Origin of the sequence: Pseudomonas sp. GX19020 (assembly GCF_023371075.1) — a bacterium.
Classification (GTDB): Bacteria; Pseudomonadota; Alphaproteobacteria; order Rhodobacterales; family Rhodobacteraceae; genus Pseudogemmobacter.
The window spans coordinates 85,618-98,453 of record NZ_JAMCCR010000008.1 but is presented as its reverse complement, the minus strand read 5'-3'; the positions used below and the strand labels follow the sequence as shown (position 1 = coordinate 98,453).

Below are 12,836 nucleotides of genomic sequence, written 5' to 3'. Positions count from 1 at the left end.
GCAATTCAGCCTTATCTCAACCCGGGGGCTCCGATGGATCTGACCGACATCCGTGGCAAATATATCGGAGCCGTGGCCGGTGCCGCCGACGAGGCCGCACTGGAAGAGGTGCGCCTTGCCGCGCTTGGCAAGAAGGGCGAGATTTCCGCGCTGATGGCGGGTCTTGGCAAGATGGACCCGGAGGAACGCAAGGCCGCCGGCGCGCATCTGAACGAGCTGAAGACCGAGATCGACACCGCCCTTCGCGCCCGCAAATCCGCGCTGTCCGATGCGGCGCTGGATGAGCGGCTGAAATCCGAATGGCTTGACGTCACGCTGCCGGGCCGCCCGCGCCGTCAGGGCACCATCCACCCGGTCTCCCAGGTCATGGACGAGCTGACCGCGATTTTCGCCGATATGGGATTCTCGGTCGCCGAGGGCCCCCAGGTCGAAAGCGACTGGTACAATTTCGACGCGCTGAACATCCCGCCGGAGCACCCCGCGCGCCAGGAGCATGACACGTTCTTCATGCACCGCGCGGAAGGCGACAACCGCCCGCCGCATGTGCTGCGCACCCATACCAGCCCCGTGCAGATCCGGGCAGCACTTGACCAGGGCGCGCCGATCCGCGTCATCGCTCCGGGCCGCGTCTACCGCATGGATATGGACCAGACCCATACCCCGATGTTCCACCAGGTCGAGGGCATGGCCATCGACCGCGACATCTCGATGGCCAACCTGAAATGGGTGCTCGAGGAATTCTGCCGCGCCTTTTTCGAGGTGGACAAGGTGGAACTGCGGTTCCGCGCCTCGCATTTCCCCTTCACCGAGCCATCTGCCGAGGTCGATATTCGCTATTCCAATGTCGGCGGTCAGCTCCGCATCGGCGAGGGTGACAAATGGATGGAGATCCTTGGCTCCGGCATGATGCACCCGAAAGTGCTGGCGGCAGGTGGTATTGACCCCGATAAATGGCAGGGCTTTGCCTTCGGCATGGGAATCGACCGCATCGCGATGCTGAAATACGGCATCCCCGACCTGCGCGCCTTCTTTGAATCCGACCTGCGCTGGCTGAAACATTACGGCTTTGGCGCGCTTGACCTGCCGAACCTGCCGGGCGGCCTGTCGCGCTGACAGTCTGATCTGCCCTTTGGGGCAGATCACGGCATTCTGGCCGCAAATGGTCGCACAATCACAGATTAAGGCCCTCTGACCGCCTTGTTTCTCTGACCTCCGCATCCTGCATGGCGGAGGTAAGGGCGAGCGAGATCAATGAGGTCGCGCTGGCCCGCTATCGGCCGTCGAACTGAGACGCAGCCCGCCCGGCCCATCTGCCGCTCGCCAGACAGCCGGTCAGCAGGTAGCCCCCGGTCGGCGCCTCCCAGTCCAGCATCTCGCCACAGGCAAAGATGCCAGGCAGAGCGGTCAGCTCCAGATCCGGGCGCAGCGCGGATCGTGTGATGCCGCCCGCGACCGAGATCGCCTCATCCAGCGGGCGCGGGCCGTCATGGCGGATCACCAGCCGTTTCAGCGCGGCAAGCGGCGCCTCGCGCGCGAATTCCATCACCAGTGCCACCAGCACCGGCGCAAGGCCCAGCTTGCGCAACCGGTTCACCAGGGTTTCGCCGGCCCGCATCTTTGCCAGCCGCGCCGCAATCTCTGCCTCTGACAGCGCGGGCAGCAGGTCCAGCACAAGATCTGCGCCGTCCCGCAAGGGGCGCGACAGCGCATAGAGACCGCCGCCTTCGAGGCCCCGCGCAGAGACCACGAATTCGCCCCGGCTGGTCAGGTCACCGGCGCTCAGTGTCACGCCTTTGACCGGCTGGCCGAAATGACGTTCCATATGGGCCGACCAGGTGAGCGACAGCCCCATATTCGCGGGCTGCCAGGGCGCAATCTCTACACCCCGGCCAGCCAGCCAGGGCGTCCATGCGCCGTCAGACCCAAGCCGCGCCCAGCTCGCGCCGCCCAAAGCCAGCACCGTCACCCGGGGCCTCAGCAGCTGGCAGCCCCCTGATGTGTCAAAGCGAAAGGCTACCCCCTCAAACCCGCTCCAGCGCCAGCGGGTGCGCAGCTCTGCCCCGAGGGATGCCAGCCGTGCAAGCCATGCGCGCAGCAATGGCGATCCTTTCATCACCACCGGAAACACCCGGCCGGAAGAGCCGGTAAACACCTCCTGGCCAAGGCCGTGGGCGAACTCCATCACCTCGCCCGGCCCGAAGGCGGCAAGCATCGGCGCCAGCCAGTCGGGCGGGCTGTAATGCGCGGTGAACGCGGCCAGCGGCTCGTCTTTGGTCAGGTTCAGCCCGGATTTCCCCGCCATCAGGAATTTGCGTGCGGGGCTGGGTCTGGCCTCGCAGATCACCACGCGGCGCCCGGCCCGCGCCAGTTCCTCCGCCGCCATCAACCCGGCGGGGCCGGCCCCGATCACCAGGGCGTCCATGTCGTGTTCCATCTTGTCCAACCCGTGCAACCTTGCCCTTTCTTGCCTGCGAAGACCCGGGCGGGCAAGGGCAGGGGGAAATTACAGCGCGATGCGCGCCACCAGGTCGGGGGCCCCCGCTGTACCGGTCTCACCCTGTTTGGCAGTCACATAAAGAATGCCGTTCCGGTCATCGAGGGCGAGGCTGTTCGGATACCCCTCAAGCGTGATCCGGTGTTTCAGCGCATAGCTTTCACTGTCGAACAGGCTGACCGCCGCACCGCTGCGTTCGGTGACGCAGATCAGCTGCCGGCGCGGATCATAAAGCACTGCAAGCGGGCCTGGGCCGGTCGGGATCCGGCGGATCGCCGCGCCGGTCGCGGCGTCGAGAACCAGAAGCTGGTTCCCCGAACCCTTGCGGCTGTAGCCCGGCAGGTGCCGCGTCCAGAGGGTCTCAAAGAACTCATGCCCCTGATCGGTCGCGAAAATCCTGCCCCCCAGCGGATCCAGCGCGATGTTCATCAGCTGATCCCCCGGCGTGGCCACAGTCCTGGTGATCTGCGGCAAGTCGGTCGCGACAGTGATCACCTGGCCCTCGGCATTCGAGATGAAGAGCCGCTGGCGCGCAGGGTCGGTTGCGATGCCGGTCGCGACAAAGCCGAAACCGGTCAGCCGGGTTTCGACCTCAAGCCGGGCGGTGTCGATTACGCAAAGCACGCTGTCCTGCATCGAATGACAGGGCGCGTAAAGCCTGCCCGCGGTCCTATCCAGCGCCAGTTCACGGCAATGGAAGGGAAAGCCTGCGCCCCCCTCGTCATCGATGGTCTTCTCTGCCAGCCGCACCCGGCCCGTCACCGCGCCCGTCGCGGTATCGACTACGGTGACCGAGGCATCGGTCGCGTCTGTGATGTAAAGCCGGTCCGCCGTATCATCGAGCGCAAGGCCAAAGCCTTTGCCCGGCAGAGCGATCCGGACCAGTGGCTCCAGCGAGTTCGGGTCGAGTTTCAGGATCTGCGCCGGCGGACCGCCCTCGCCACGCCCCCCGGCCGAGGCGACAAATACCGCGCCCTGGCGGGCGGAGTGGACGATTTCGTAGAGGCCCTGAGCGACGGGTTTTTGCAGCATCGAACCGGTTCCTTTTCGCAGGGAAAGCGACATCAGGGATTTTGCAGCCCGGGGAACGCATGGCAAGGGCCACATGCATCCGGTCGCGGGCTGCGCGGGGCAGGCCGTTACTCATAGCCCTTGCGGATATCGTCGATGATGATCTCAAGCGGGGTGATGCTGGCAGCGGTGGTGTACCAGGCCTCGGGGTCGACAAAGATCACCTTGCCCGCCTTCCAGGCCGTGGTCTCGCGCAAAAGCGGGTTTTCGATGGTGGCGGCATCCAGCACCGGGCGGTGTTCCATCACAGCGGTGCGGTCGATGACATAGATAATATCGGGGTTGGTGGCCTGAATGAATTCGCTGGTGACGGGCTGGCCATGCAGCCCGGTCTCGGTCGCCTCATTTGCCGCCTTCACCCCAAAGGCATCAAAAACAAAGCCATAACGCGATTTCATTCCGAAGGCCGAAAAGCCGCCATTGTTATGCAAGACCAGCAGCGCGCGCTCCGGGCGGCCTTCGGTCAGGCTGCGGAGCGTGGTGATCTTATCCTCCAGCGCGGCAATCTCAGCCTTTGCCAGATCCTCTTTGCCAAAGATCCGCGCCAGCGTCAGGAAATGGTCCCCGACCACCTGGATATGACCCGAACTGCTGTCGCGGTAATCGACATCGTAATGGATCACCGGGGCAAAGCTGCTCATCTCGGGGTAATGCGCGGCCTGGAGCGAGGTCATCAGGATCAGATCGGGGTGCAGGGCATGGACCTTCTCGACATTGGGCTGCACGATCATGCCAATATCGGCCACCGCAGGATCATCGCGGTACTTCGCAAGGAAATGCGGCACGAAATCCTTGGCGGTGCCAATCACCGGTACGCCAAGCCGGTCGAGGAAATCCAGCTCGTTCATATCCAGGGCCACAACGCGGTCCGGGCGGCTGTCAATCACGGTGGCCCCGAGCGCGTGCTCGATCGTTACCGGCAAGTCCACTTGCGGTTTCGTTTCGGCGGGTGCGGCGGAGGGCGCAAGCAGGCAGCTGGCAGCCAACAGAACAAGCCAGCGGCTGAGAGGATTGGAACGGGTCATGCCGGTTCTCCTTTCGGGGTGAAATAGTCGCAGATCCGTCCCTGTGGTCGTGGCAGGATCCGGAAATCGAGACCGTAGAGGTCTTGCAGATTGGGCTCGGTGATGACCTGATCGACCGGGCCTGCGGAATGCAGCCGCCCGGATTTCAAGGCGAGGACATGGTCGGCGCTGTTGGCGGCGAAATTGATGTCATGGATCACCGCGATCACGCTGCGGCCACGATCCGCGCAAAGGTCACGCAGCGCGCGCATGATGCCGGCGGCATGGCGGATATCGAGATTGTTCAGCGGCTCGTCGAGCAAAAGACAGGGCGTGTCCTGGGCGATGGTCATGGCGAGAAAAGCCATCTGGCGCTGGCCGCCGCTCAGTTCGTCGATCAGCGTGTCGCGCAATGGGTCGAGCGCGAGCCGCGCAATGGCGTCGTCAATCGCGCGGCGGTCAGCGGCATCCAGGCGGCCCCGGCTATAGGGGAAGCGGCCAAAGGCGACCAGATCCCCTACCGTCAGGCGCAGATCGACGCCGGGCGACTGGCGCAGGGTCGCGACCTGGCGCGCGAATGCTGCAGGTGGGATCGTGGCGATATCCTGCCCCGCGATGGTGACCCTGCCGCCGGAAGGGCTTGCGAGACGGGCCATCAGCATCAGAAGCGTCGACTTCCCGGCGCCGTTCGGGCCGATGATCGCACTCAGCCTTCCCTGTGGGAAAGCCGTCGTCAGGCCTGACAGCACAAGGCGGTTGCCATGTTTCATCGAGAGGTCAGTGGTGGTGATCATGGCGGTGTCAGGGCTCATGCGAAACTCCGGCGGCGCAGCATCAAAAGCAGGAACCAGGCGCCGCAGGTGAGGTTGATCAGGATGCCGACTGTGGTGCGGTGGTCGAAGACCTGCGCTGCTGCCAGCTCGGCCATCAGGAAAAGCCCGATGGCCACAGCCGCACCAACCGGCAGCGTCTGGCGGTGGCCGGGACCGGACGCCATCGCGCGGGCGGCATTGGCAACGAAGATCCCCATGAACGCGGTGGGGCCGATCAGGCTGACGGATATCGCCACCAGAACCGCGATCAGCGCCAGAAGATGGCGGGTCTCGCGCGCGTGGGCGACGCCCAGAGACATCGCCTGATCGCGGCCCAGAGCGATCACATCCAGCACCGGAACCCGGCGCCAGATCAGCATCGCGACAAGGGTCACGGCACCGGTGGAGACGATCAGACGCGTGGTATCCACCCGTTCGAAAGAGACCTGGGCAAACCCCTGAAAAACCGCAAATTCGCCCGGGCTGATACGCAGCTGGATGAACTGGGTGAAGGTGGAAATCACCATGGTCAGCACGATCCCCACCAGCATCAGGAACCAGACATCGCCCCCCGCGCGGCGAAACAGCCAGTGATGCAGCAGGAAAGACCAGGCCAGCATGGCCGCCAGCGTGATCAGGATCGATCCCTGACCCCCCCAGAGCACCAGGCTCCCGGTGCCGAGGATCAGAACCAGCAGCGCCTGCATCATCAGGCAGACCGCCTCATAGCCCATGACGGCGGGGGTCAGGATGCGATTGCCGGCAAGGGTCTGGAAGGTGATCGAGGCCAGGGCAACCGCGACGCCGCCGGTCACCATTGCGGCCAGTTTGATCAGGCGGCGCGGGATGACATAGCCGAAATCAGGGCCCGTCCCCAAAGCCACATATAGCGCCGCCAGAGCAATCAGCGCGGCGGTGATCGCAAGGGGGCGGGTCATTTCCCCCTCCGAAGGATCAAAGCGAGGAAAATCAGCCCGCCGATCCCGCCGACGGTCAGCCCGACCGGCACTTCATAGGGCCAGATCACCACGCGCCCGATCAGGTCGCAGGCCAGCAGCAATGTGGCGCCGCCGGTTGCAACCAGCGGCAGGGTCCGTGCGAGATTGTCGCCATGGGTCAGCCGCACGAGGTTCGGGATCACAAGCCCGACAAAAGGAATGGTTCCGGCAGCGATCACTGTCGCCGCCACTGTGGCCGAAACCAGTACGAGGCCAAGCGCCACCATCGCGCCATAGCTCAGGCCGAGGCTGGTCGCCGTTTCCTCGCCCATCCCCAGAAGGGTGAAGCGGCGGGCAAAGGCATAGGTCACCAGGACGACCGGCAGGATCAGCCAGATGATCTCGTAATTTCCCTGCACGATCCGCGAGAAGTCGCCCAGCATCCAGCCCTGCATGTCTTGCAGGATGTTATGCGACCAGGCGTAGAATTCGGCGATGGCCCCAAGCACTGCGCCGTAGATCAGGCCGGCAACCGGCACGAAAACCGTGTCACGGAACCGGATGCGGCTGATGATTGCGACGAAGATCAGGCTCGCGGCCAGGCAGAACACCATCGCCAGTGCCATGCGACTGACCTGGCCAGGGCCCGGCACCAGCGTGATCGCGACAAGGATCCCGAGTTTCGCGGCTTCCAGCCCGCCGGTGGTGGCGGGTTCGACAAATCGGTTTCTGAGGATCTGCTGAAGGATGATACCACAAACCGCCAGCCCGGCGCCGCTGAGCACCACCGCCGCAAGACGCGGCAGCCGGCTTGCGGTCAGGGTGAGCCAGGCCCCGGCCTCGAAGGTCCAGAGGGAAGCGAGGCTCATGCGGCTCACCCCGGTCAGAACGGAGGCGAGGCAGAGCGCAAGGAATATCAGGGGCAGCGCAAGGCGCGTCATCTGGTCAGGCCGATGGGGGAACGGGATGAAAGCCCCCCGCACTGCCCGGAGGCGGTTGCGGGGGCGGATGGGTCAGCGCAGGTCCGGTCAGAAATCGACCGAGGCCGACAACAGCACCGTGCGCGGGGCGCCATAGCCACCCGCGAGGCTGCCGCCGGCCCAATAGGCCTCGTTTGTGATGTTTTGCACCGTGGCGCGCAGCGTCAGCGGGTTGCCCTGCAATTCGGTCTCATAGCGCGCGCCGATATCGAGCACGGTGAACGAAGGCAGCGACAGCGTGTTTGTATTGTTGGCATATCGCTTGCCGGTATGGTTCACATTGGCGGTCAGCGTCAGGCCGGGAAGCGAGGGCAGGTCATATTCCACCCCAAGCTTGGCCATGACCGCAGGCGTGCCTGCCGCAGTCTTGCCGGTGGTGGCCGTGGTGCTGGCTTTCGTCACCTTGGCATCGGTGTAAGATACCCCTCCGATGAGCCGCAGCCCGTCCTGGACCTCGCCGAACGCATTCAGTTCGATCCCGCGATTGCGCTGCTCGCCAAAGGTGCCATAGATCAGCGTCACCGGATCAAGATAGGCGCTGGGCTTTTCGATCTGGAACAGTGCGACTGTGGTGGTCAGGCGGCCCAGATCCCATTTCGCGCCGATCTCAACCTGTTTGGTCTGATAGGGCGGCAGCACCTCGCCCGCATTCACGGCGGTGGCAGGCGCCGCCTGACCGGCGCTCAGCCCCTCGATGTAATTGCCGTAGAAGGACAGCTGATCGCTGGCCTTCCAGACCAAGGCGATGGCGGGCGAGGTCTTGCTGGAATCGTAGCGTGCACCCGGAGTATGGACGCCCGTGGCGCTGATCGCGGTGCTCGCGCTTTTCACCGTCTGATAGCGCATACCCAGCGTCACCTGCAGCCGGTCATCCATGAATTTCAGCGTATCCGACAGGCCGAGGCTGGTCAGCTTCAGATCCATGATCGAGGTCGGGCCGCTGGCATTATAGGCGGTCAGATCCGGCGCGTTACCCCAGTCGGGATTGTCGATATTGGTGACCGAGCTGACCGCGAAACGGCGGTCCTTGAAGGTGTTGGAGGAATCGTAGCTGGTTGCGGTCACGACCCAGTCATGGCCAACCGATCCGGTGAAAAAGCTGCCGCGGATCCCGGCCTCGCCGGAGTCCTGGCTGCCCTGGCGTTGCGACCGCACACCGCTGACCGAAAGCGCGCCGGCATTGCTGGTGATCTGGCTCGAGGTGATCAGCGCGTCATAGCCGCCCGATTTATGGCCATAGGCCGCCCAGGCGGTGATGCTGTCCGTCAGATCGATCTCGGTGCGCAGGAGGACGGTCTCGGTCGAATTGGTGTTGAACGCCCAGGGCGCGGCTAGGGTGTTCGACCCGTCGCGTGGCGCGGGCAGCACGGTGACGGCCGCCCCGGCCGAGACGCCGAAATAGTTGATGCCCCGCATCTTCTCGCGGATATTGTAATAATCCAGCGAGACCCGGGCGCGGTCGCCACGCCAGTCCAGCGCGAGCGCGCCCATATTCATCCCGTGCTTCTCGCCATCGACCGCCGTGTCGCCATCGCGCGAGACCGCATTGACCCGGATGCCCCATTCCTTATTAGCGCCAAAGCGGCGGCCGATATCGGCATGAACTCCGTAAAGGGTGTCAGAGCTGTAGGTCGAGGTGAGGCGGGTCAGGGGCGCATCGCCCGCGCGTTTGGGTTGCAACGCCACCGCACCGCCGACACTGCCGCCCGGGGGCATGCCGTAAAGGAAGGTCGAAGGGCCTTTCAGGACTTCCACCCGCTCGGCCATCTCGGTTGTGCCGCGCATATTGGGTGCCATGCCGATCAGCCCGCCGAAGGTCAGATCATCGGCCGATCCGGAAAAGCCCCGGATCGTATAGGTCTCGAAAATATTGCGTTTGTTGGGCACATAGACCGAAGGGTCGGTCGCGCCAATCACCGCGCCGACATCCTGGGCCTCGCGGTTCTGCACAAAGTCTTCGGTATAGGCGATGGTGCTGTATGGCGTATCGAGCACGTCCTTATTGCCCAGAAGGCCCACTGCGCTGCCCGTCGCCACCTGACCTCCGGCATAGGGCGCGGGCGTACCGCCGGTTTGCAGGATGATGGTGCCAAGCGCGACTGCGCCGTCTTGCTTTGCGGCCTCGTCGTCCTGGGTCACGGCCTGGGCGGAGGCGGGCAGGCCAAACATCGGCAATAGCGCGAACCCGGTCAGCATCGACGTCAGCAGCAGCGTTCTGCTGCCCCGGCGGTGTCGGGGCGAAAAGGGAGCGATGCGCCCGATGGGCCGGGAAAGCACGTCAGAATGCGGGTCAGGCTGGTTCATGGTCATTGTCCCTGCGGAATTTAGTTTCATGATGCTAAACTAAATTTAGTTGCAGCCCTATAAGCTAATTGACCAAAACCGTCAACTTCTCGCGACAGCTTGCGACAAGCTATAGAATATATTGGATAAATTATGATTATGCGTTACGCTTTCAAAGCTTCGGCAGTGCCGGAAGCCGGAGCCGCCGCAAAAGGGAAAGCCATGAGTCTCAGCCCATCCCCGCCCGCCAGGGGCCGACCGGCAACCATCACCCGCGACAGGATCGCCGATGCGGGCATCGCCATCGGGCTGAATGATCTGACAATCGTGGGGGTCGCGGCGCGGCTCGGGGTCAGCCATATGGGGCTGTATAAACATGTGCGGGGCCTTGCGGACCTGCGCAGCCTTGTGGCCGAGGCCGCCTTCCTGCGATGGGAGTTCCCGCGCCCTGGCCCCGAGGTGCCGCTGGCCTCATGGCTGTGGGATTTCGCGACTTCGATCTGGCGCCTGGTCGAGGCCCATCCCGGCATTGCACCCTGGCTTTTGCGGGGCGATATGATCACGCGCGAAATGACAGAAAAGATCGTGGCGCATCAGGAGGAGCTGGCCGGGACGCGCGGCCTGAGCTTTGCCCAGGCGCGCTGGCTGATGCTGACCATCGCCTTTCACTGCGTGGCCGTGGCAGATACCGTTCTGCCCGCGCGGGGCTCTCCGGCCGGGCGCCTTCAGTCTGGCCGCCTTCAGTCTGACCGGCTGCAAACTGGCGGATCCGGGGGCGAGGGCGCGGAGGGGATCGATCCCGAACACCGCGACGGTATCCGGGCACTGATCACCGGGGCGCTGGCGATCATCGGAGAGATCACCAGTGTGCCCTATCCTTCGGAGGTGACCGATCGGGCCGGGGGGCGCTGAGCGCTTTTCAGCGCGTCATACGGGCGATGGTCTCAAGATGACCGGCTGGTGCGGCAAGCGCATCTTTCGCAAGCTCGGCGGCGGTCTCCTTCAGGTGTTCCGCCGGGCTGATGCGGTCGATCAGCCCCCAGGACAGCGCCTCTTCCGCGCCGATCTTCGCTCCGGCCATCAGGATCATCCGCGCCCGTGCCGGGCCGATCAGCGCGATCAGCCGTCCGGGGTCCGAGGGCTGCGGCAGATGGCCAAGCCGCATCACCGGGTAGAAGAAATTCGCCCCGGGAACGGCAATGCGCAGATCACAGGCCAGCGCGATGCCAAAGGCGCCGCCCGCCAGCGTGCCGTTCAGCGCCGCAACCGACAGGCCGGGGAAATTGGCAATCGCGCCCGACGCCCGCTCCCAGGCCGGATCACGGCCCAGCCCCTGGCCCATCGCCTCAAGATCGGCACCGGCGGAAAAGACGCGCCCCTCGCCGGTCAGGACCAGGGCTTTCACGCCCGCCTCCCAGGCGGTTTCTGCTGCCAGCGCCACGGCATCCAGCATCTCGCGGGTCAGCGCATTGGCCTTGTCGGCGCGGCTCAGGCGGATGATCCGCAGCGCGCCCTGGTCTTCGGTTGCAATCATCACGTTCCTCCCTGGCTGTCTGCTTTGCGCGACTGTCGAAAATGTCAATCGAATCGCAGTCAAGCTATGTCAACCTCCACTTGACGCGCCCCGGGCCAGGGCCGACGATATGGCAGTGATTTCCGCGTCGGGGTTGAGGATGAAGCGCTGGACTATTTCTGCGGCAACAGTGCTGGCGCTTGTTCTTCCGTCTCAGGCGGCCTGGGCGCTGACCCCGGAAGAGGTCTGGGACAGCTGGAAGGCCGGCGTGACCGCGAGCGGTGGATCGGTCACCACCAGATCCGAGACCCGCGAGGGCGATGCGCTGGTGATCAGCGGGATCGGCACGCTTTCGGGTGACCTTGATGGCACTGCAAATGTGCAGATGCAGATTGACCGGCTGACCCTGACCGGCCGCAGTGACGGTACGGTCGCGATGACCATGTCAGATATGTTCCGCGTTGATTACAGGGCGCAACTCAATTCGGATGACGCCCGCGGCTTCAGGGTCGAGATCCGTCAGACCGGGGCCGAAACCATTGCGTCGGGCACGGTGGATGCGATCACCTATGATTACACCATCGCCGGCTTCGAGGCGAAGCTGATCGAATTGCGCAATGAGGCCGTTGAGCTGCATGACGTGCAGGGGGTGCTGACCGGCGAACAGCTGTCCGGCACGTGCCTGCAGATGCGGCAGCCCGGCGGGGCGGTCAGGGTTCAGTCCGAAATGGCCCTGGGGCCGATGGTGCTGACCGTCTCGGGGAAAAAGACAGGCCCGGCGGAAGAGAGGGCGGCGGGCTTTTCGGGAACCATGACCCTTGCGAGCGCGAAATCAACTTTCAGCGGTGCGGTTCTGCCAGCTGACAGGCTGGTCGATATCCGAACGGCTTTGGCCGAGGGGCTGGCATTTGACAGCAAGCTTGAATTCGGGGCGGTGACGGCGCAGTTCAACGATACCGACAATACCGGCGTGGCCAAAGGAAGCTTTACCGCTAAACTCGATGGCGGGGATCTGGGGCTGCTCTTTGATGCCGCCCGCTTTGATTACGGGCTCTCACTTTTGGGGGGCGATGTCCGGGCGGAGCTGCCGTCTTCCGGGCTGACCGATCTGGGCGGGGCTTTTACCGAAGTGACGCTGCGGATGGGAATGCCGCTCGCCAATGACGGGGTTTCGCAGGATTTCAGCTTTCTGAGCCGCCTCGTTGATGTGACGGTCTCGGACTATGTCTGGGGCCTTGCGGACCCGGGCTCGCAATTGTCGCGAGACCCGGCGACGCTGATCGTGGACCTGACCGGCAAGGGTGCCTGGTTGCAGGATTTCCTGGTGCCGGGTCCGACGCAGGATCCTTCCGCCAGCGTGCCGCTGGCCCGCATCGATCAGATCGACCTGAAGCAGGGGTTTGCAAAGCTGTTTGGCGCGCAACTCGATGCCAGTGGCGCGCTGAGTTTTGACAGTAGCGATACCACGACCTTCCAGGGCTTCCCGGCGCCCGATGGCAGGATCACGGTCAGCCTAGCGGGGGTGTCGGCGCTTCTCGACAAACTCGTGGCTCTGGGGATTGTCAGCGCCAATGACCTGACCGGCATCCGCATGGCGATGGCCATGTTCACCCGCCCGGGCGCCGGGCCCGATCAGCTGACCACCGAAATCGTGTTCCGCAACAAGGGCCTCTTCGTCAACGGCCAGCAACTTTTGTAACCTCTTACGCCGCCCGGGAGCCCGCCTTCCGGAACACTCTCT

11 protein-coding genes are annotated in these 12,836 nt (G+C 64.3%); 3 read left to right on the top strand and 8 right to left on the bottom strand.

All coding sequences use genetic code 11. The features are described from left to right. Positions 1-33: 33 nt before the first annotated feature. Entirely contained in the window at positions 34-1,113 is a 1,080-nt protein-coding gene (gene pheS / locus M3484_RS13985; RefSeq protein WP_092899817.1) for a phenylalanine--tRNA ligase subunit alpha, read from the top strand. 157 nt (positions 1,114-1,270) lie between these two features. Here the strand turns inward: pheS and M3484_RS13980 are convergent, their stop codons facing one another. The 7 genes from M3484_RS13980 to M3484_RS13950 all read right to left on the bottom strand — a co-directional run bounded on the left by M3484_RS13980 (position 1,271) and on the right by M3484_RS13950 (position 9,603). Next, positions 1,271-2,434: a TIGR03862 family flavoprotein gene (locus tag M3484_RS13980; protein ID WP_249497347.1), complete on the bottom strand. Its 1,164-nt coding sequence runs from the start codon at positions 2,432-2,434 to the stop codon at positions 1,271-1,273. 69 nt (positions 2,435-2,503) lie between these two features. Beyond that, a complete protein-coding gene (locus M3484_RS13975) occupies positions 2,504-3,526 on the bottom strand; it encodes a YncE family protein (RefSeq protein WP_249497346.1) in 1,023 nt (340 codons plus the stop codon). Positions 3,527-3,633: 107 nt separating this feature from the next. Then, entirely contained in the window at positions 3,634-4,590 is a 957-nt protein-coding gene (locus M3484_RS13970) for a siderophore ABC transporter substrate-binding protein (RefSeq protein ID WP_249497345.1), read from the bottom strand. Beyond that, positions 4,587-5,363: an iron ABC transporter ATP-binding protein gene (locus M3484_RS13965; RefSeq protein ID WP_249497391.1), complete on the bottom strand. Its 777-nt coding sequence runs from the start codon at positions 5,361-5,363 to the stop codon at positions 4,587-4,589. Before M3484_RS13965 ends, M3484_RS13970 begins: the two co-directional genes overlap by 4 nt. 14 nt (positions 5,364-5,377) lie before the next feature. After that, positions 5,378-6,319: an iron chelate uptake ABC transporter family permease subunit gene (locus M3484_RS13960; RefSeq protein ID WP_249497344.1), complete on the bottom strand. Its 942-nt coding sequence runs from the start codon at positions 6,317-6,319 to the stop codon at positions 5,378-5,380. Further along, complete coding sequence (locus M3484_RS13955; protein ID WP_249497343.1) at positions 6,316-7,260, bottom strand: ABC transporter permease; 945 nt, start codon at positions 7,258-7,260, stop codon at positions 6,316-6,318. The genes M3484_RS13960 and M3484_RS13955 overlap by 4 nt, the downstream gene beginning before the upstream one ends. Before the next feature lie 87 nt (positions 7,261-7,347). After that, the gene (locus M3484_RS13950; RefSeq protein WP_249497342.1) at positions 7,348-9,603 is read right to left on the bottom strand and encodes a TonB-dependent receptor; all 2,256 of its coding nucleotides are present in this window, start codon (positions 9,601-9,603) and stop codon (positions 7,348-7,350) included. Positions 9,604-9,804: 201 nt separating this feature from the next. Between M3484_RS13950 and M3484_RS13945 the strand changes: the two genes are divergently transcribed. Beyond that, on the top strand, positions 9,805-10,494 hold the full coding sequence (locus tag M3484_RS13945; protein WP_249497341.1) for a TetR/AcrR family transcriptional regulator: 690 nt from the start codon (positions 9,805-9,807) through the stop codon (positions 10,492-10,494). Positions 10,495-10,501: 7 nt separating this feature from the next. Here the strand turns inward: M3484_RS13945 and M3484_RS13940 are convergent, their stop codons facing one another. Beyond that, positions 10,502-11,116: an enoyl-CoA hydratase/isomerase family protein gene (locus M3484_RS13940; protein ID WP_249497340.1), complete on the bottom strand. Its 615-nt coding sequence runs from the start codon at positions 11,114-11,116 to the stop codon at positions 10,502-10,504. Between the two features lie 139 nt (positions 11,117-11,255). Between M3484_RS13940 and M3484_RS13935 the strand changes: the two genes are divergently transcribed. Further along, positions 11,256-12,794, top strand: coding sequence for a DUF2125 domain-containing protein (locus M3484_RS13935; protein ID WP_249497339.1), 1,539 nt, complete (start codon positions 11,256-11,258; stop codon positions 12,792-12,794). The last annotated feature ends 42 nt before the right edge of the window (positions 12,795-12,836 follow it).